Here is a 17,986-nt window from a genome sequence, read left to right as displayed (position 1 = left end):
GCGGGCAGGCCGGACGCGGAAAGACGGGCGGCCCCCCACCATCGCATGTGGGGGCCGGTAGCTCGATCAGGCCGGACGCGGAAGGACGGGCGGCCCCCACATCGCGTGTGGGGGGCGCCGGTAGCTCGGTCGGGCCGTCGCCGGGGAGAGGTCGCGCAGCCGGAGCCGGTCGGTGTACGCGGGGCTGTCGCGGACGGTGGTGAGCTGGGCCCGGGTGACGAGGCCGGTGTGCGCTCAGGCCGCCGTGCCGGCGGAGCGCGTGCCACCGACGCGCCTGGTCGCCGGGGCGGGGCCGCGTCGACCGCGAGAGCGCGGGGCGCGCTTGCGCTGCTCGGTGGGCGGCGGGGTGATCGTCACGGGAATGCCGGAGGGGGTCCGCGCGCCGGTGATCCGGGCGAGCGCCTGCTCGCCGGAGCGGACCTGGGTGGTCTCCGGCACGATGCCGGCGGTGGTCATGAGGCGGGTCATGTCGCGGCGCTGCTGGGGCGTGACGAGGGTGACGACGCTGCCTGACTCGCCGGCCCGGGCGGTACGGCCGCCGCGGTGGAGGTAGTCCTTGTGGTCGGTCGGCGGGTCCACGTTGACGACGAGGTCGAGGTGGTCGACGTGGATGCCGCGGGCCGCGACGTTCGTGGCGACCAGGACGGTGACGTGTCCGGTCTTGAACCAGGCGAGGGTACGGGCGCGCTGTGGTTGCGTCTTCCCGCCGTGCAGGGCGGCGGCCCGCACGCCGCTGCGGAGGAGGTCCTCGGTGAGGCGGTCCACGGCGTGCTTGGTGTCCAGGAACATGATCACCCGGCCGTCGCGCGCGGCGATCTCGGTGGTCAGTCGCTGCTTGTCGGCGCCGTGCACGTGCAGGACGTGGTGCTCCATCGTGGTGACCGCGCCCTGGGAGGGGTCCACGGAATGGACGACGGGGTCGGTGAGGTAGCGGCGGACCAGGAGGTCGACGTTGCGGTCCAGCGTCGCGGAGAACAGCATCCGCTGACCCTCGGGGCGTACCTGGTTCAGGAGCGCGGTGACCTGGGGCATGAAGCCCATGTCGGCCATCTGGTCGGCCTCGTCCAGCACGGTGATCGCGACCTGGTTCAGCCGGCAGTCGCCGCGGTCGATGAGGTCCTTGAGGCGGCCGGGGGTGGCCACGACGACCTCGACACCGCCGCGCAGCGCGTTCGCCTGGCGGCCGATCGGCATGCCACCGACGACGGTGGCCAGGCGCAGCTTCACGGCACGGGCGTAGGGGGTGAGGGCGTCGGTGACCTGCTGGGCGAGTTCCCGGGTCGGGACCAGGATCAGGGCCAGTGGCTGACGGGGCTCGGCGAGCTCCCCGACGGTACGGGCCAGTACGGCCAGGCCGAAGGCGAGGGTCTTGCCGGAGCCCGTCCGGCCGCGGCCCAGGACGTCACGTCCCGCCAGGGAGTTCGGCAGCGTCGCACCCTGGATGGGGAACGGGACGGCCACGCCCTGCGCGGTGAGCGCGGTCAGGAGACGCCCGTCCAGGCCCAGGGCGGCGAAGTCCTCGACGGCGGGCAGCGCCGGAGTGATCGTCTTCGGCAGGGCGAACTCCCCCTGCGCCGGGGCGGGACGCCTGCCGTATCCGCCCGACCGGCCCGGACCTCCCGATCGGCCCGAGCCGAACGAAGCGGAACGACCGCCCCGACCCGTTCCGGCGGAGGAGTCGTACGTGTGTCCGCCGTTGCGGCGAGTGCGGGAGGAACGGCCGTTCGTGCGTGTGGGGTTCATTCAGAACCTTCCTTGATACGGCGCGTATCAGGAATTCCGGCAGCGTATGGGCGGCGACGGGAATCACAGGAACGGGCCGAATGAAATGCGACCGGTAGGCGGCGTGGCTCAGGGCCGTTAGTTTCCGGTGCAACTGGGCGAGCACGGAATGCGGAGACGCAGGCTCACGTGAAAGCGCGGTGAAATGCATGCAGCTGGGGCCCGCACCCCGAGGGATGCGGGCCCCAGCTACGTGTTACGCGTCGGCGTCAGGCGGAGACGATGTTCTCGGCCGTCGGGCCCTTCTGGCCCTGCGCGATGTCGAAGGAGACCTTCTGGCCCTCCTGGAGCTCGCGGAAGCCCTGGGCGGCGATGTTCGAGAAGTGGGCGAACACGTCGGGGCCGCCGCCGTCCTGCTCGATGAAGCCGAAGCCCTTTTCCGAGTTGAACCACTTCACGGTGCCAGTAGCCATGTCATATCTCCTTGAGGCATTACGCCGGCGCCCGTACCTTACGGACGCCGTGTCGCCGCGATGATGCCCTGCCCGGAATATGACCGGAAATACAAGACGCTTCCGCGTGATCTGCACCGCGGGAAGCGCCTGAAGTTTTTGGGTACCAAAACTGCAACTGCTTCGAAGGTAGCACGTCGCCGCAGTTCGTGTGCGTCGAAAATTTCCCCTGCGTGTCACCGCCAAAAACTCTCTTCGTGATGCCCCCTAAAACCTCAGACCGCGAACGGAGGTATTCATGCACTCCGAGGGCGGCGTTTCGCAACGGCGCGGCGCCGTCCGCCGCTCACCGCCCCCGGGGGGGCACTGCCGTCGGCTCACCTGCTGCCCTCGTCAACTCCCGTTGATCTCCAGGGTGGACGGGGCTAAGGTCTACGGCGACATCGCGTGTCGGTCACCGGCTGGGTGAGGCATGGAGGTGTCGGGACATGCCTTCGGAGGCATTCCTTGTCAGTCGAGTTGAACCACACGATCGTCCATGCCCGGGACAACCGGGAGTCCGCGGAGTTCTTCGCGAAGCTGCTCGATCTCGAGATCACCGCCGAGTGGGGTCCGTTCATCGCGGTCGGCCTGGGCAACGGCGTCACCCTGGACTTCGCCACCGTCCCCGCGGACAGCATCACCCCCCAGCACTACGCCTTCCTGATCTCCGAGGAGGAGTTCGACGCGGCGTACGCGCAGATCGAACAGCGCGGCATCGAGCATTACGCCGACCCCCACCGGAAGCAGCCCGGCACGATCAACCGCAACGACGGTGGCCGTGGCGTGTACTTCATGGACCCGGCGGGCCACGCCATGGAACTCATCACCGTGCCGTACGGCGGCTGGACCTCGTAACCACATGCGCCGAGGGCCGCACTCCCGGCGAGGAGTGCGGCCCTCGACCGCTGTTCGTGCCCCACGGGATCGCCGTCAGCCCCCTGCGGTGCCGGCCCCGGGCCCACGGCGGACGCCATCAGCACCAAAAGGAACGGCGCTCTGCTCAGGCGCCGCACGAGCAGCCGGCGGCCACCTTCGCCTCCTCGGTCGTCCGCGTCGGGGTCGTCCGCGTCGGGGTCGTCCGCGTCGGGGTCGTCCGCGCCGGGTCGACGGCCTTCCCTTCGGGGGTGCGGCAGGCCGTGGTGCCGCAGCAGGCGTCCGGTGTGGTCTCGGCGGCCTTGGTGAGCGTGTCTGCGTCGGCCTTGACCACGTAGACCTCCCAGGGCTCCCTGCCCGGGCCGGTGACCCAGACCTTGTCCTGGAGGGCGTAGCAGCACGCGGTGTCGTTCTCCTCGAAGGTGGCGAGTCCGGAGTCCTTCAGGCGCGTGGTGGCCGCGGTGACCTGGTCGGTGCTGTCGACCTCCACGCCGAGGTGGTCGAGCCGGGTGTCCTGGCCGGCCTCGCCCTCGATGAGGACGAGCTTGAGCGGCGGCTCGGCCACGGCGAAGTTGGCGTATCCGGGGCGACGCTTCGCGGGTTCGACGCCGAACAGCTTCGAGTAGAACGCGACGGAGCCTTCGAGGTCGGCGACGCGGAGGGCGAGCTGGACGCGGGACATGGCCGTCTCCCTGATCTTCACGATCCGATGCTGTTTCGATGTCTGTCGATACAGCTTGGCGAGATCGACGTTGCCACTGGATTAGATGGCTGTCAACATAGACGCATGTCGAAATCAGAGTTGCCGGTGATCGGGCAGGACGATCAGGTGGCGTGCTGCTCGCCGATGGTCCGTGAGCCGCTGGACGAAGCGGACGCCGTCGACCTGGCCAGGATGTTCAAGGCCCTGTCGGACCCGATCCGGTTGCGCCTGCTCTCGCTGATCGCCTCGCACGAGGGCGGCGAAGCCTGCGTGTGTGACCTGACCGGCCCGTTCGACGTGTCTCAGCCGACGATCTCCCACCACCTGAAGGTGCTGAGGGAAGCGGGCCTGGTGGGCTCCGAGCGCCGCGGCACCTGGGTCTACTACTGGGTGCTGCCCGCCGCCCTCGCCCGGCTCTCCTCCCTCCTCCAGGCACCGGCCGGAGCCGTACCGGCCGGAGCGGTCAGTTGACGCCTCCCCTCGGGCGCCGTGCCCTGGCCGAGCTGATCGGTACCGCCGCCCTGGTCGCGATCGTGGTCGGCTCCGGAATCCAGGCCACCGGGCTGACCGACGACGTGGCCCTCCAGCTGCTCGCCAACTCGCTGGCCACGGTCTTCGGCCTCGGCGTGCTCATCGGGCTGCTCGGGCCGGTCTCCGGGGCCCACTTCAACCCGGCCGTGACCCTGGCCCTGTGGTGGACCGGTCGCCGCGACGGGGACGGGGACGGGGACGGCTTGGAGCTGCGCGCCGTGGCGGCCTACGTGCCCGCGCAGATCGTCGGCGGCCTCGGCGGCGCGGTGCTGGCGAACGCGATGTTCGCCGAACCCCTGGTCCGGCTCTCCACCCACGACCGGTCCGCCGGTCACCTGTGGCTCGGCGAGATCGTCGCCACCGCCGGTCTGGTCCTCCTGGTCCTCGGCCTGGGACGTACGGCCCGGCAGCGTCTCGGCCCGGTCCTCGTGCCGTCCTACATCGGAGCGGCCTACTGGTTCACCTCGTCCACCAGCTTCGCCAACCCGGCCGTGTCCCTGGCGCGGGCCTTCTCCGACACCTTCGCGGGCATCGCCCCGGCCTCGGTGCCGTCCTTCGTCGCCGCCCAGCTCGTCGGCGCCGGCGTCGGCGTCGCGCTGTCGGTCGCCCTCTTCGGCCGCACCGCGCCCATGCCCGCGGCCGTACCCGATCCGACCGGCGAACCCGAACTCGCCACCGCCGGCCGTTGAACCGACCCGACCCAGGAAGTCCGCCCGTGAGCTCTCCCGCGATCCCGTCCGTGCTGTTCGTCTGCGTCCACAACGCGGGCCGGTCCCAGATGGCCGCCGCCTTCCTCGCCCACCTCGGTGGCGACCGGATCGAGGTCCGGTCAGCCGGGTCCGCTCCCGCCGACGCGGTGAACCCGGCCGTCGCCGCGGCCATGTCGGAGGTCGGCATCGACATCTCCGCCGAGACGCCGAAGGTGCTCACCACCGAAGCGGTGCGGGCGTCCGACGTGGTCGTCACGATGGGCTGCGGCGACGCATGCCCGTACTTCCCCGGCAAGCGCTACCTCGACTGGAAGCTGGACGACCCCGCCGGCCAGGGCGTGGACGCCGTCCGCCCTATCCGCGACGCCGTCGAGCAGCGCATCCGCGGCCTGCTGGCCGAACTCGGCATCGAGCCGCGCCCTTGAACCCCACCGCGCGCGCCGCCGCCATGCGGCCCGAACGCGCCGAACGGGTCGTGGAGACCTACGTCGACGTCGACCACTGGTGACGGCCCTTCCCGTCCGGTGGCACGACCGGTTGAGGGGACGGGGGGACCCGCGAATAGGATCGGTTCTCATGTCGAAGATTGACGAGTTGCTCGTTGACGTCGCCAGGCTGGTGGAGTCCGGGCAGAGCAACCAGATGTCCCTGACCGTCGTCACCGGGGGCGCTGTCATCACAGGTCGGCTGGCACCCGAAGCGGTGTGGCGACAGCGGGTGTCGGAGATCTTGGCGGACTCCGACCGGCTGGTCGAGTTCTCTGCCGTCTTCGCCACCACGGTGGCGAAGGAGGGGCCGCCCACACATCTGCACTTCCACCTGGCGCGGATCCTTCAGGGCCCGGTCGGGATCCCGGAGACGGGAGGGATGTACCGCGTCTCGATCGCGGACATCACCGCCTGGACCATGGGCGACGTCAGCTACTCCGACCACTGATCTCCCTTCCTTGGGGAAGCCCACCCGCCGACACCGGGGAGGGCCCGACCGGCGGATGCCGGTGGGGCCTCCCGGCTGATCGCCGAGTGGAAGGTCCCCATCCGTTCCTCCCCGCTGACCAGGCACACGGAGCTCGTCGACTGGCTCAGTCCGAGCACGGGCTCGGCCACGGCCACGCCAACGCTCTCGTAGCCCACACCCTCGCCGAGGACAGCGGCTAGTGATCGGGCAGGGACGCCGAGGTCGGCTTCCGCGCTCAGGCAGGGACGCCGAGGTCGGCTTCCGCGCTCAGGCGGTCCGGCAGGTGGAACAGAGGGAAGAGACGTGCGGTGTCGCGGAAGGCGGTGATGCTCGAAATGCGGTCGCCGGAGAATTCGACGACCTGGAGGGCCCAGGCCTCGTAGCCGGCTCCGTCCGTTCGGGGCCGGTACTGGCCGAAGGCGGGGGAGCCGTTCGCCACGGTCGGGACGAGCCGCGATCCGCGGCACCCGACGGCCGGACCCGCCAGCCACGACCTGATGTCGGTCACTCCGCGCATCCACTTCGCGTACGGAGGCAGGGACATGGTGGCGTCGACGTGGAGCAGCATGTTCAGCTCCTCCACGTCGTACCGGGCGAACGCCGTGGCGTACCGCTCCGCCAGGGCTCGGCGGACGCCGTCGGGCGCAGGGGTCCGCGCCCCGACGACCTCGTCTCGGCGGTCGGCCAGCGTGGCACGGGCGCGCTGCACGGCGCTGTTGACCGATGCGAGGCTGGAGCCGTGCAGGTCGGCGACCTCCCGAGCGGAGAAGCCCAGGACGTCCCGCAGGATCAGGGTGGCCCGCTGCTTGGCCGGCAGGTGCTGGAGCGCAGCGACGAAAGCGAGGCGTACGGATTCGGAGGCCGTCACCGCGGTCCCGGGATCGTCGCCCGGCAGGGGTTCGATCCACAGCACGGCCTTCGAGGGAGCACCCGGCGGCGTGGAGCCGTCCTCCGGTCCTGACAGGTCCATCGGCAACGCCCGCCGCTTCCCGGAGGCGAGGGCGTCGAGGCACACGTTGGTGGCGATGCGGTACATCCACGAACGGAGCGACGACCTGCCCTCGAACCGGTCGGCGCTCCGCCAGGCCCGGACCAGCGCCTCCTGCACCGCGTCCTCGGCCTCCGAGTACGACCCCAGCATGCGGTAGCAGTAGCCGGTCAACTCCCCGCGATACTCCTCCAATTCCTCCGCGGCCACGCGTGCCCTGACGTCCCCCATGCCGTACTCCTTGCCCGTACCCGTGAGTGGCCCGACGCACAGGGAGGCGCCGGTGCGGCCGTTGCAACGGTAAGCCCGGTCACCGGCCCGGACAGCGGGTCGGTGACCAACCTCCGCACCTGCCGGCCGCGTTGTTCCAGCCCTGTGCAGCGTGCGGGAGGCCGCCCCCGCCCGGGTGTGATTCAGTGCACACCGCCGGGAGCGATGAGTCTTCTCGTTGCCATCGGTCATGTGGGTGACACGTTCGAAGCGAGGAAGGCCCTGCCATGACCGACATGCTCACCGAGCCCCGCGCCCGCCACGTTCTTTCCGCTGTGCCCGCGTCGCGATCTGAGGCCCGGTGGGCGTTGGCCGGTGGTGTGGTGGCGGGGCCGCTGTTCCTTGCGGCCGGACTCGCCCAGGGCTTCGTGCGCGACGGCTTCGACTTCAGGCGGAACGCGATCAGCCAGCTCGCCCTCGGCGAGGCGGGGTGGATCCAGACGGCAAGTTTCGTGCTCGCCGGAGCGTTGCTGATCGCCGGCGCGACCGGACTGCGGCGGGCGCTGCGCGGTGGCCCCGGCGCGACGTGGGGGCCGGCCCTGGTGGGCGTCTTCGGCGCTTCCTTCTGGGTCGCGGCGGCCTTCCCGGCCGATGCCGGAGCGGGTTTTCCCGTCGGGGCGCCCGAGGCGACCGTGATGAGCGGGCACGGCGCCGTCCACATGTTCGGCGGAATGATCGGCTACCTCGCCCTGTGCGCCGGGTTCTTCGTCCTGGCCCGTCCGCTCGCCGCCCGGGGCCTTCGCGGCTGGTCCGTCGCGTCCCGTGTCGTGCCCGTGGTCGTCTTCGCCGGCTTCATGGCCTCGGCCGCCTCGGTCCTGGCGTTCACCGCCGGCGCCGGCCTCGGTCTGCTGTGGCTGAGCGCCGTGACGGCCCGCCTGACCGACCGCTAGCCGACTGCCGGTCCGTCCGGCATCATCGACACGACCAAGATCATCACGATCCGGAACGGAGCACCATGACAGACGCTGTGAAGGGTCCTGCCAGCTACTTCCCGTCCATCGAGAAGAAGTACGGCCGCCCGATCGCCGAATGGAAGGACCTCATCCGCTCCTCTCCGCTGACCAAGCACATGGAGCTGGTCAACTGGCTCAAGTCCGAGCACGGCCTCGGCCACGGCCACGCCAATGCCCTCGTCGCCCACACCCTCGCCGAGGACAGCGGCAAGTGACCATCGCGGGGCGCCCAGGGCGCGGCGGTACTCGCCCGGCCCATGGGGTCGGCCGCCGATCTGACGCCGCATGAGGTCCCGTAGGGCACGCGAATGGCCTCTGACCTGCGGACAAGTATCTTCGCGGGTCCTGCCGGGAGGCTCTGCTCACACCCGTGGTGACCGCTGTTCACCGTCCTGGAGGGCACGGATGGGCGGATGGGGCACGTACCGGCTCCCACCCGGCGGTCCGGTGCGGCTGGACGGGTGTAGTTCGGCACCCGACTCCGGCGCCGTCCGCCGGGAGCGCCGCTCGGCCGGATTACATGAGCCTGCGCCTCGGCGCGGGGCGTGCCGGTGCCCTTCGCGGCCCCGGACCCGACGACCGGAAGAGCACCATGGCAGAGCGCCACCCTCCCCACCGCACCGGCCGGAGACCGCTACGTCGCGGGCTCGCCGCCGCCGTGCTCGCGGTCGGCATGCTGACGGCTTCGACGGCACCCGGATACGGCACCGGCGGGGCCGCGCCGGCGCCCGGCCCCCAGTTCACGCCGTTGACGGCGGCCGTGATGACCGAACCGGCGCCGTTCCGCGCGACGGACGGCAAGACGCACCTCTCGTACGAACTGCTCACCACGAACGCGCTGCCCAGCAGTGCACGGGCGCGGCTGGACCGTGTCGAGGTCCGGGACGCGCGAACGCACCGGGTGGTGGGCTCGCTGAGCGGACAGGCGCTGGCCGATGCCGCCAACCCGGTGGGCGACCCCCTGCCGGGTGCGGACGCGTACACCCCGGCGCCGCCGGGGCCGACGCCGACCGTCATCCCGGGCTCCCAGCAGTGGGTCATCTGGCTCGACCTGGCCCTCGACCGCGGTCAGCGGGTGCCCAAGGTCCTCGAACACCACCTCTCGGGCGCCGTCGTCACCGCCTCCGGTTCCTCCCCGTTCGAGGAGACGGTCCAGATCACCCCGACCGAGCGCACCGCTCCGCTGGACCTGGACGCGCCGGTCCGCCCCGGCACCTGGTACTCCAGCGAGTCGTGCTGCGGCAACACCCACCACCGCCGCGGGCTCGCCCCGATCAACGGCCGCTTCTACGTACCGCAGCGCTTCGCGATCGACTGGTACAAGGTCGGCGAGCGGGGACAGACCTGGGAAGGCGACCCCGCGCGGCTCACCAGCTACCTGAGCTACCGGCAGCCGGTCGTGGCGGCGGCCGGCGGCCGGGTGGTGGAGGTCCAGGACGGGATCCCGGACAACACGCCGCCCGTCGCGCCGCCGGTCCCGCCCATCGAGGAGACCGTCGGCAACCACGTCACCGTGGAGGTCGCGCCGGGCCGCTACCTGCTCTACGCCCACCTGACGCCCGGCTCGCTCAGGGTCCGGGAAGGCGAGCGCGTCGAACCCGGCCGGGTTCTCGGGCTGATCGGCAACAGCGGCAACTCGACCACGCCGCACCTGCACTTCCAGGTGATGACCACGCCCGAGTTCTTCCCGACCGACAGCCCGCCGTTCACCTTCCGGGAGTTCCGCGTCGTCGGACAGGTCGAACCCCGCATCTGGGACGACAACCTGGGCCTGCAGCCGACCGGCGTCCTGCCGATCACCCCCTCGCCGTACGAGGGCCCTCACCGTGCGCGGTACCCGCTCGACCGCGAGGTGCTGGAGTTCTGACCGGCTTCCGGCCGAGCCGCGGGTCGAGGCAACGACGAGGGCCCAGGTCTCTGACCTGGGCCTTCGTACACGAGTGGATGAAGGGAATCGAACCCCCGGTTCAAGCTAGGGAATCACCGATGCTCGGCTGGGGTTCCTGACCTGCATGAACGGGGTTCTGGGACAGATGTGGAGAGGCCCCGTGAGGGCTCGTAATAACCGCTGTTCGCCGCTTGCGAGGGCACGAATGGGGCACGTTCGGGGGAATGCGTCGTACGAATCGACGCTCGGGGGCGGGCCTTCCGGTCGAGACGACGGATCCGCTGGGCCGCACGGTCAGGATGCGCCGTGGCCCGCACGGCCAGGTCACCGCCGTCACCGACGCCCTGGGCCGGACCACACGCCACGGCTGGACGATCGAGGGCATGCCGGCCTGGCGCGAGGGGCCGGACGGCGGCCGCGAGGAGTGGCAGTGGGACACCGAGGGCAATCTCGTCCTCCACACCGACGAGGCCGGGCACACCACCACCTACACGTACACCCACTACGACCAGCCCGCCACCAGGACCGACCCCGACGGCGCGCACTACGCATTCGCCTACGACACCGAACTGCGCCTGATCAGAGTCACCAACCCGCAGGGCAAGGAGTGGAACTACACCTACGATGCGGCAGGCCACCTGGTCGCGGAAACCGACTTCGACGGTGCTACGCGCACGTACGAACGCGACCCCGCCGGCCGCCTCACGGCCCAGACGAACGCACTGGGTCAAACGCTGCGCTTCAGCCTCGACGAGGTCGGACGCATGATCGCCCAGCACGACGAGTCCACCGGTGACGTCACCACCTACGCCTACGACGCGAGCGGCGTCCTGCTTCACGCGGCCAACGCGGACGCGGTATTGAGCCGGGAACACGACGCGGCCGGGTGCGTCGTCTCGGAGACGGTCAACGGCGGTACCAGCGCCTACCGGTATGACGCGATGGGCCGCCGTACCCGGCGCACCACTCCATCCGGCGCGCGGTCGGAGTGGACGTACGACCCGGCGGGCCGGCCCACCGGACTAAGGAGAGGCGACGCGACCCTTGCCTTCGCCTACGACGCCGCGGGTCGCGAGACCGAACGCCAGATCGGCGCCGACACCACCCTCACGCACGCCTGGGACACGGGCGACCGGCTCACCAACCAGACCCTCGCCACCCGAGACGAGACCGAAGCGGCCCGGATCCTCCAGCAGCGCATCTATGCGTACCGCCCCGACGGCTACCTTACGGAGATCCGTGAACTGACCACCGGAACACGGCGTTTCACCCTGGACCCCATGGGTCGGGTGACGGGCGTCCAGGCGCACGGCTGGAGCGAGCGGTACGCATACGACAGGACAGGCAACCAGACCCACGCCGACGCGCCGCACCACCCCGCGGCGGGCGACCGGAGCTATGAGGGCGCTGTCATCCGCCGGGCGGGCCGTACCACCTACGAGCACGACGCCGCCGGTCGGCTGATCCGCAGGACCCGCAGGCTCCTCAATGGCCAGATCCGCACCTGGACGTACACGTGGAGCGCGGAGAACCGCCTCACCAGAGCCACCACCCCCGACGGCGGGGAATGGACCTACGCCTACGACCCCCTGGGCCGCCGCATCTCCAAGACGGCTCCTGACGGAACCGCTCTCACCTTCACGTGGGATGGCACCTGCCTGGCCGAGCAGGTCGACGTGGACGGCACGGCGACGACATGGGACTACGCGCCCGGCACCCATCGCCCGATATCCCAGTCCACACGGCGAGCGGCCGAGGCCGAACCCGAGGCCGGCCACTCGCTCCTCGGCCTCGCGGGCACCACCTCCCAGTCCGAGTTCGACGCCCGCTTCCTCGCGATCGTGACCGACCTGGTCGGAACGCCCGTCGAACTGGTCACGTCCGAAGGCACTCTTGCCTGGCAGTCCCGCACCACCCTCTGGGGCACCCCCCTTCCCGCCGCGGATGGAGAGGTGGACTGCCCGCTTCGCTTCCCCGGCCAGTACGCGGACGAGGAAACCGGCCTCCACTACAACTACTTCCGGCACTACGACCCGGAAACCGCCCGCTACACCACACCGGACCCGCTCGGGTTGGTTCCGGCGCCCAACGCGACGACGTATGTTCGCAACCCCCACAGCTGGGCCGACCACCTGGGGCTTGCCGGGGAGCCGGAATGGGCCAATCCGGAAGACATCAACTTCTCCCAACGTACCGTGTCCCCGAACGACTACGTGGAGAAGATGCGCTCCGGGGAGTGGGACTGGCGACGCCCCGGTACGGCGTTGAAGGTCATGGAAGTGGACGGCCAGCTGGTGTCGTACGACAACCGAAGGCTTGACGCGGCACGCGAAGTGGGGAGGCCGGTCATCATCGAGCGTGTCGATCCGAACGCGGTTCACCCTGATTCGACGACCGGACGGACCTGGGCGCAGCAATTCCAAAGGCGCATGAATTCCGCGCGGAACAGAAGTGAACTGGGTGAGCCGGTTCCCCCGACCGGACTCCAGGAGAGGCCACAGCACGTGCGCAACGGGAAGTGTAAAAACAAGAAATGACCACGATCGAACGCCTGTGGGAAGAATTTGAGCTTCCCATCAAGGATGCACTCCACTATGCCGACGGGCGCTCCTATGATGTAGCCCTCGACTCCGCCGCACCGAGTGGCTTCTCGGTGCTCTCTCCGTTCGAGCTCGACGAAATGCTGGACGATGATCCTTCCTGGGTATCTGCGGTCGATGGGCTTGCCGCTGCGGACCTGGGGGAGAAGGGGCTTCTGTGGGGCGGAGAAGGTTCGTACGGTTCGGAGGGATTCATCGCACGTCTGACTGCCGACCGTGCGCTGGTCTGGGCGATGTTCTTTACTGAATCGAATCCGTTTGATCGAATTCAGCTGTCCGGAAACGTCGCTACTCTCAGTTCGACCTCAGGGTTCGAGATCACAGTCGACATCGACGATCCGCGAACTCCGCCTCCTCCGGAACGGTGACGAAGACGGTCTAGGCCGGCGACCTCATGCGGTGCTTCTCGCTGCTCGGCGACACGTGTTGACCGCTGTTCGCTGCGGAGCTCGGAGACGCTGGCCGTGGCTGCCATGCCTTGACTGTTGAGTAGAGATTCTCGGTGGCGACATCGAGGTCCTTGCTGAGCCGGTCGACCAGCCCGTGTGCCTGGACGGCGTAGCACCCGTGAGCACGAGCGGGTAGACATCGCCCACGGCGAGGACATCCGCGAGGAGCCGCCGGTGCAGTTCCGTGAGGTTCACGCAGCAGCCTGGGCGTCGGGCGTCAGTTCGTTGAAGGCGTCCTCCCAGACATCGCGGATGTCCCGGCTGATCAGTGTGCGCAGGACGGGCCACATGGCGACGAGCAGGTCCCGGTTCAGGTAATGGACCAGGTCATCGTGCTGCCCTTCGGCCAGCACGATCCGATAGCAGCTCATCCGCAATCGGGGCTGGTCGAGGTCGAACCGGGACAGGCCGGACCACGCGAGGTGCAGCGGAAGGTCGACGTGGCCGTGGGCGGGGCCGCCGAGTTCTGAGAGCTTGGCGGGCAACCGCCTGGCGAATCTGGTGCGGCGGAGCTCGGGAACCCTGGGCGTGGCTGCCATGCCTTGACTATTCCGCAAGAGGGCGAGGCGGCCTGGTGACTCCGGTACGGGTAACACCCGGCTCAGAGCTTCTACCTCGCCGTAGTGGCGGTAACGCTGCCGTAAGGCCAGGTCAGAGTACTCATGCGACACCTCGGGCGAGACGCGGCACACATCGGGGCGAGGGGCATCTCGACCCGGCGTACTGGCTCCCGGTGCCAGGATGCGGAATCTGTGAGCGGGCGCTGCGGGCGCCAGCACTGCATCCGCCGATCAAAGGGCCACGGGCAGCCGATGTTTCGATCCCCTGACAGCCAGGCTCTGATCCCTCGTCATTGACGCTGGACACCGGTGTGGAAGGCACTGCGCCGCGCAACGGTGCCCCTCACGTCCCCGACGGCCGCGGCTGCTCCGGCGGGACCGAGCTCTCGGCAAAAGCCATCCACTGGTCCAGGTCGGCCTGGGTGAACTCTGTCCAGGGTGGGATCGCGGGGAGCTGTCGGAGGAGGTCGTAGGCCTGGGGAATCTGGGGACCGCGCAGGACAGGGCAGTGGCAGCCGGCGATGACCTCGGCCTCCAGGTGCTGGAAGTCGGTGACGACCGTCCCGAACTTCTGGGCGTCCAACAGGGCGACCCAGGGGGAGACCAGCCTTCCGCCGAAGAACTGGCCGTCGCGGAATTCGTCCGGCGACAGCGCTGCCGTTTCGGGCATGGGGGTCGGCACGTTCGTGGCGAAGGTGTCGACGGACCACAGGACGTGGGTCTTCCGGTCGAAGAGAGCGCGGGTTGTGGGGTTGTCGTACAGAGGCGGTCGTTTGGCGACCAGGACGCGGTCGCCCGTGTCGATCGTGTCGCCATCTGTCATGAAGCGGCACCGGTTGATGGGAGTTTCCCACTCCTCGGCCATGCGGCCGATGGAGAACCACGTCGTCAGCAGGGTCGCGTTCGGGCATGCGGCGAAGACCGCCAGGAGGTTGCCGGCGTGGTCGCGGTCGTCGTGGGTGAGGAAGATCCACCGTACGTCCAGAGGGTCTACGACGGACCAGGCTGCCTCCAGCCACTGGGCGCGCACTGCGGGCGCCCCGGTGTCCACGAGGATCGGTTCGGCTCCTCGGATCACCATCGAGTTCATCGGAAAGTGGCCGACCGGCGGGGCCTCAAGAGCCCACGGGATGACGAATGTCTCCTCGGCGATCTTGTACGGCTGCAGAAGGTTGAACGTATCCGTGGTTGTCATCGCTGCTCTCCCTTGGGTGGAGGCGTCGCAGCGTCCAGAAACCAGTCCAGCCCCGTGCCGGACTGTCGTCAACCGCAGAACTCGTGGTGGTCGGCTCCGGTGAGCGATGGTGACCCGAGCACTCTGGGCAGACGCGGAAGCGCCGGCGCAGCGCCTGGGCCGACATCGCTGGACCGTCGAACGCACCATGGCCTGGCTCGTCGGCTGCCGCCGCCGCCTCCGCCGCTGCCAGCCGGGGCCTGCTAGCCCTTGAAATGACTCGCGATCCGGGACGGCGACACGCCTGTGTGGCGCATGTGGTGCACCAAAGGGCCTCCGGCCAAGGAGTTCGCGGGAGTTGGGGCACGGCGAGAGCCGAGAGGTCTGGACAACGACGAAGCCCCAGGTCGCTGACCTGGGGCTTCGTGTGAAGAGCGGATGACGGGAATCGAACCCGCGCTATAAGCTTGGGAAGCTCATGTTCTACCATTAAACTACATCCGCAAAGCCGCCGAAGATCGCTGCGGCATCGTTGCACACTGTACCCCATCCCGCATCCGAGGCGAAGCGCGTTCGATCGGAGTGCCCTCCACGGGGTGTCGACCCTGATCCCCTAATGTGGCTGTCTCGTCCACCACTTGTCGGGGAAGGGACTTGATGGGTTCGATGGAGCGCACCGTCGTCCGTTGTGCCGAGGGGCACGTTTTCAGCACCGTTTCGTTCCCGTTGCAGCAACTCGGGGCAGGGCGGATCGGGCCCGGGCGGCTCATCCGGTGTCCACGGTGCGCGCGGCTGCGGCATGCCGTGCCGGTGGAGCTCGAGCAGCGCTGATCGTCTGCGGAGACCGACGGAGGGGCGCGGGTTCTCCCGATTGGGGGAGCTCAGCGCCCTCTGCGTATCGTGGGACCGTGCTTCTCTCAGACAAGGACATCCGGGCCGAGATCGACGCCGGGCGGGTCCGCATCGACCCGTACGACGAATCCATGGTGCAGCCCTCGAGCATCGACGTGCGGCTTGACCGCTTCTTCCGGGTGTTCGAGAACCACCGCTACCCCCACATCGACCCAGCGGTCGAGCAGCTGGACCTCACCCGTGAGGTCGAGCCGGAGGGTGACGAGGCGTTCATCCTGCACCCGGGCGAGTTCGTGCTCGCGTCGACCTACGAGGTCATCACCCTGCCGGACGACATCGCCTCCCGCCTGGAGGGGAAGAGCTCCCTCGGGCGGCTCGGCCTCGTCACGCACTCCACCGCCGGTTTCATCGACCCGGGCTTCTCCGGGCACGTGACCCTGGAGCTGTCGAACCTCGCCACCCTGCCGATCAAGCTGTGGCCGGGGATGAAGATCGGGCAGCTCTGCATGTTCCGGCTGAGCTCGCCCGCCGAGTTCCCGTACGGCAGTGAGCGGTACGGGTCCCGGTACCAGGGCCAGCGGGGGCCGACGGCCTCCCGCTCGTACATGAACTTCCATCGGACCCAGGTGTGAGGCGGTAGCCGGACATGACTGAAGTACGCGAGAACCTGACGTACGAGGGCTTCGGGACGGCCGTCCGCGAGCTGGCGCAGACCATCGCCGACGACGGCTACGAGCCCGACATCGTCCTCTCCATCGCCCGCGGCGGCGTCTTCGTGGCCGGCGGTCTGGCCTACGCGCTCGACTGCAAGAACATCCACCTGGTGAACGTGGAGTTCTACACGGGCGTGGGCACCACGCTGGAGATGCCGGTCATGCTGGCGCCCGTCCCGGACGCGATCGACTTCTCCGACAAGAAGGTCCTGATCACCGACGACGTCGCCGACACCGGCAAGACGCTGAAGCTGGTCCACGACTTCTGCGTCGACCACGTCGCCGAGGTCCGCTCCGCCGTCATCTACGAGAAGTCGCACTCCCTCGTGAAGTGCGAGTACGTGTGGAAGAAGACCGACGAGTGGATCAACTTCCCGTGGTCCGTCGAGCCGCCGGTCGTCCAGCGCGAGGGCCAGGTCCTCGACGCCTGACCCGCAGGACGGGCGGTTCGATCCGGAGGACGCCTCGTCCACCCGTCGGGCCGGGCAGCGGGCGTGCCGGACCGTACGACGCAGGAGGGCCCCCACCGCACCGCGGTGGGGGCCCTCCTGCGTCGCTACGAGGTTCCTAGAGCGTGCCCAGCTTGATCAGGCTCAGCAGGGCCACCAGCTGGATCGCCGACGCCCCGAGCGCCTTCGGCCACGGCAGGTCGTGGGAGCGGCTCACCATCACGGTGAGGAGCGCGCCCGCCGCCAGCCAGGTCAGCCAGCCGATGACCTGCACCAGGCCGTTCTCGCCGCCCAGGAAGAGCGCGAAGACCAGGCGCGGCGCGTCCGTGATCGACATGATCAGCATCGACAGGCCCACCGTCGGCTGCCAGGAGCCGGCGCCGCCCAGTTGGCGGGCCAGCGTGTGCGTGACCGCGCCGAGGATCAGCCCACCGACCACGAAGCCGACGGCCGTCATCAGGACGTACGGGACCGCCGTCGCCAGGGTGGCGTTGATCGCCTCCTCGCGGGCCTTGTCGAAGCCGAAGATCGCCAGGAGCCCGTAGAGGAACGTGACGACCAGCGCCGGGCCCCACACCGCGTGGTCCCGCATCCGGAGGAACGTGTCCGCCGGACGCAGCACGATGCCGCTCAGGAGGCCCTTCCAGGGCAGCCGCGGGCCCGTCGGGACGGGGGCGGCGCCGGCCTGGTACGCGGCCGGCCGGCCGTACGGGTCCTCGTCGACGCTGAAGACCTGGGTGTGGCCCGGGTTGTTGGCGGCGTAGTGCTGCCGCGGGTGCTGCTGCGGCGCGTGCGGGTCGCCGAAGTACTCCGGCTCCCCGTCCCCGTACCCCTGCTGCTGCGCCCACTGCTGCTGCTGGTGCTGCTGCGGGGGCGCGTTGTACCCGTAGGGCGCCTGCTGTCGTTGTTGCGGGGGGCCGCCGGCCCGGCCGCGTCCGTTCCTGAATCCAGCCACGTCAAGAAACGTACCCGCTCCCGCTGTGACCTCGCGCCATGCCGGGAGAGTGCGGCAGAGCTGTGACATCCCCTAGGGGTCCTCGGGGGTCGCCCAGCCGGACCCGAAGCCTGGGGAGGGCTGCGACGAGTGCGAGGGAACGCCC

18 protein-coding genes, 1 tRNA gene and 2 pseudogenes are annotated in these 17,986 nt (G+C 69.6%); 13 read left to right on the top strand and 8 right to left on the bottom strand.

The annotated features are described in order from the left end of the window. Positions 1-234: 234 nt before the first annotated feature. Positions 235-1,743 carry a DEAD/DEAH box helicase gene (locus ACIRQF_RS14570; protein WP_404092195.1) on the bottom strand — a complete coding sequence of 503 codons (1,509 nt, stop codon included), beginning with the start codon at positions 1,741-1,743 and terminating at the stop codon, positions 235-237. Between the two features lie 248 nt (positions 1,744-1,991). Next, on the bottom strand, positions 1,992-2,195 hold the full coding sequence (locus ACIRQF_RS14565; RefSeq protein ID WP_376627045.1) for a cold-shock protein: 204 nt from the start codon (positions 2,193-2,195) through the stop codon (positions 1,992-1,994). A gap of 486 nt (positions 2,196-2,681) precedes the next feature. Between ACIRQF_RS14565 and ACIRQF_RS14560 the strand changes: the two genes are divergently transcribed. Beyond that, a complete protein-coding gene (locus ACIRQF_RS14560; protein ID WP_376627044.1) occupies positions 2,682-3,071 on the top strand; it encodes a VOC family protein in 390 nt (129 codons plus the stop codon). A 145-nt stretch (positions 3,072-3,216) separates the two neighbouring features. Here ACIRQF_RS14560 and ACIRQF_RS14555 read toward each other — a convergent pair whose 3' ends face one another. Next, positions 3,217-3,771, bottom strand: a complete 555-nt coding sequence (locus ACIRQF_RS14555; RefSeq protein ID WP_404092845.1) for an ArsI/CadI family heavy metal resistance metalloenzyme — start codon at positions 3,769-3,771, stop codon at positions 3,217-3,219. 105 nt (positions 3,772-3,876) lie between these two features. Between ACIRQF_RS14555 and ACIRQF_RS14550 the strand changes: the two genes are divergently transcribed. From ACIRQF_RS14550 to ACIRQF_RS14530, 5 genes and pseudogenes are all read left to right on the top strand, one after another. Then, on the top strand, positions 3,877-4,263 hold the full coding sequence (locus tag ACIRQF_RS14550) for an ArsR/SmtB family transcription factor (protein ID WP_404092191.1): 387 nt from the start codon (positions 3,877-3,879) through the stop codon (positions 4,261-4,263). Continuing rightward, a complete protein-coding gene (locus tag ACIRQF_RS14545) occupies positions 4,167-5,012 on the top strand; it encodes an aquaporin (protein WP_404092843.1) in 846 nt (281 codons plus the stop codon). Before ACIRQF_RS14550 ends, ACIRQF_RS14545 begins: the two co-directional genes overlap by 97 nt. A gap of 26 nt (positions 5,013-5,038) precedes the next feature. Next, positions 5,039-5,458: an arsenate reductase ArsC gene (locus ACIRQF_RS14540; RefSeq protein WP_404092188.1), complete on the top strand. Its 420-nt coding sequence runs from the start codon at positions 5,039-5,041 to the stop codon at positions 5,456-5,458. A 151-nt stretch (positions 5,459-5,609) separates the two neighbouring features. Then, entirely contained in the window at positions 5,610-5,969 is a 360-nt protein-coding gene (locus tag ACIRQF_RS14535; RefSeq protein WP_376627034.1) for a hypothetical protein, read from the top strand. A gap of 75 nt (positions 5,970-6,044) precedes the next feature. Further along, positions 6,045-6,190, top strand: a pseudogene (locus tag ACIRQF_RS14530) (DUF4287 domain-containing protein). Positions 6,191-6,225: 35 nt separating this feature from the next. Here ACIRQF_RS14530 and ACIRQF_RS14525 read toward each other — a convergent pair. Next, complete coding sequence (locus ACIRQF_RS14525) at positions 6,226-7,209, bottom strand: sigma-70 family RNA polymerase sigma factor (RefSeq protein WP_404092184.1); 984 nt, start codon at positions 7,207-7,209, stop codon at positions 6,226-6,228. A 266-nt stretch (positions 7,210-7,475) separates the two neighbouring features. Here ACIRQF_RS14525 and ACIRQF_RS14520 point away from each other — a divergent pair, with 266 nt between their 5' ends. The 5 genes and pseudogenes from ACIRQF_RS14520 to ACIRQF_RS14500 all read left to right on the top strand — a co-directional run bounded on the left by ACIRQF_RS14520 (position 7,476) and on the right by ACIRQF_RS14500 (position 13,057). Continuing rightward, a complete protein-coding gene (locus ACIRQF_RS14520) occupies positions 7,476-8,138 on the top strand; it encodes a DUF998 domain-containing protein (protein WP_404092181.1) in 663 nt (220 codons plus the stop codon). A gap of 65 nt (positions 8,139-8,203) precedes the next feature. Continuing rightward, a complete protein-coding gene (locus ACIRQF_RS14515; RefSeq protein ID WP_041130004.1) occupies positions 8,204-8,416 on the top strand; it encodes a DUF4287 domain-containing protein in 213 nt (70 codons plus the stop codon). A 377-nt stretch (positions 8,417-8,793) separates the two neighbouring features. After that, entirely contained in the window at positions 8,794-10,068 is a 1,275-nt protein-coding gene (locus tag ACIRQF_RS14510) for a M23 family metallopeptidase (RefSeq protein WP_404092178.1), read from the top strand. A gap of 266 nt (positions 10,069-10,334) precedes the next feature. Continuing rightward, positions 10,335-12,626: pseudogene (locus ACIRQF_RS14505) on the top strand (RHS repeat-associated core domain-containing protein); the annotation flags it as partial. Then, complete coding sequence (locus ACIRQF_RS14500) at positions 12,623-13,057, top strand: hypothetical protein (protein WP_404092175.1); 435 nt, start codon at positions 12,623-12,625, stop codon at positions 13,055-13,057. The pseudogene ACIRQF_RS14505 and the gene ACIRQF_RS14500, both read left to right, overlap by 4 nt. Before the next feature lie 272 nt (positions 13,058-13,329). Here ACIRQF_RS14500 and ACIRQF_RS14495 read toward each other — a convergent pair whose 3' ends face one another. The 3 genes from ACIRQF_RS14495 to ACIRQF_RS14485 all read right to left on the bottom strand — a co-directional run bounded on the left by ACIRQF_RS14495 (position 13,330) and on the right by ACIRQF_RS14485 (position 15,376). Then, complete coding sequence (locus tag ACIRQF_RS14495; protein ID WP_404092172.1) at positions 13,330-13,677, bottom strand: transcriptional regulator; 348 nt, start codon at positions 13,675-13,677, stop codon at positions 13,330-13,332. 364 nt (positions 13,678-14,041) lie between these two features. Next, positions 14,042-14,893 carry an MBL fold metallo-hydrolase gene (locus ACIRQF_RS14490; protein WP_404092169.1) on the bottom strand — a complete coding sequence of 284 codons (852 nt, stop codon included), beginning with the start codon at positions 14,891-14,893 and terminating at the stop codon, positions 14,042-14,044. Positions 14,894-15,305: 412 nt separating this feature from the next. Continuing rightward, positions 15,306-15,376 (bottom strand) — tRNA-Gly (locus ACIRQF_RS14485). Between the two features lie 404 nt (positions 15,377-15,780). Here ACIRQF_RS14485 and dcd point away from each other — a divergent pair. Further along, on the top strand, positions 15,781-16,356 hold the full coding sequence (dcd, locus tag ACIRQF_RS14480) for a dCTP deaminase (protein ID WP_030690788.1): 576 nt from the start codon (positions 15,781-15,783) through the stop codon (positions 16,354-16,356). A gap of 14 nt (positions 16,357-16,370) precedes the next feature. After that, on the top strand, positions 16,371-16,868 hold the full coding sequence (locus ACIRQF_RS14475; RefSeq protein ID WP_389750774.1) for a phosphoribosyltransferase: 498 nt from the start codon (positions 16,371-16,373) through the stop codon (positions 16,866-16,868). A gap of 136 nt (positions 16,869-17,004) precedes the next feature. On the opposite strand, the gene ACIRQF_RS14470 is transcribed toward ACIRQF_RS14475, so the two are convergent. Further along, positions 17,005-17,841: a Yip1 family protein gene (locus ACIRQF_RS14470; RefSeq protein ID WP_376627009.1), complete on the bottom strand. Its 837-nt coding sequence runs from the start codon at positions 17,839-17,841 to the stop codon at positions 17,005-17,007. Positions 17,842-17,986: the final 145 nt, after the last annotated feature.

Origin of the sequence: Streptomyces sp. NPDC101191 (assembly GCF_044767915.1) — a bacterium.
Lineage (GTDB): Bacteria > Actinomycetota > Actinomycetes > Streptomycetales > Streptomycetaceae > Streptomyces.
The sequence above is the reverse complement of the archived record's forward strand: the minus strand, read 5'-3'. Positions and strand labels throughout refer to the sequence as shown.

Bases quoted from the DNA above. Each gene is read 5' to 3' on its own strand.
- ACIRQF_RS14520 (WP_404092181.1), top strand. From the start codon at position 7,476: ATGACCGACATGCTCACCGAGCCCCGCGCCCGCCACGTTCTTTCCGCT.
- ACIRQF_RS14500 (WP_404092175.1), top strand. From the start codon at position 12,623: ATGACCACGATCGAACGCCTGTGGGAAGAATTTGAGCTTCCCATCAAG.
- ACIRQF_RS14565 (WP_376627045.1), bottom strand. From the start codon at position 2,195: ATGGCTACTGGCACCGTGAAGTGGTTCAACTCGGAAAAGGGCTTCGGC.
- ACIRQF_RS14535 (WP_376627034.1), top strand. From the start codon at position 5,610: ATGTCGAAGATTGACGAGTTGCTCGTTGACGTCGCCAGGCTGGTGGAG.
- ACIRQF_RS14570 (WP_404092195.1), bottom strand. From the start codon at position 1,743: ATGAACCCCACACGCACGAACGGCCGTTCCTCCCGCACTCGCCGCAAC.
- ACIRQF_RS14555 (WP_404092845.1), bottom strand. From the start codon at position 3,771: ATGTCCCGCGTCCAGCTCGCCCTCCGCGTCGCCGACCTCGAAGGCTCC.
- ACIRQF_RS14490 (WP_404092169.1), bottom strand. From the start codon at position 14,893: ATGACAACCACGGATACGTTCAACCTTCTGCAGCCGTACAAGATCGCC.
- ACIRQF_RS14495 (WP_404092172.1), bottom strand. From the start codon at position 13,677: ATGGCAGCCACGCCCAGGGTTCCCGAGCTCCGCCGCACCAGATTCGCC.
- ACIRQF_RS14510 (WP_404092178.1), top strand. From the start codon at position 8,794: ATGGCAGAGCGCCACCCTCCCCACCGCACCGGCCGGAGACCGCTACGT.
- ACIRQF_RS14525 (WP_404092184.1), bottom strand. From the start codon at position 7,209: ATGGGGGACGTCAGGGCACGCGTGGCCGCGGAGGAATTGGAGGAGTAT.
- ACIRQF_RS14550 (WP_404092191.1), top strand. From the start codon at position 3,877: ATGTCGAAATCAGAGTTGCCGGTGATCGGGCAGGACGATCAGGTGGCG.
- ACIRQF_RS14475 (WP_389750774.1), top strand. From the start codon at position 16,371: ATGACTGAAGTACGCGAGAACCTGACGTACGAGGGCTTCGGGACGGCC.
- ACIRQF_RS14515 (WP_041130004.1), top strand. From the start codon at position 8,204: ATGACAGACGCTGTGAAGGGTCCTGCCAGCTACTTCCCGTCCATCGAG.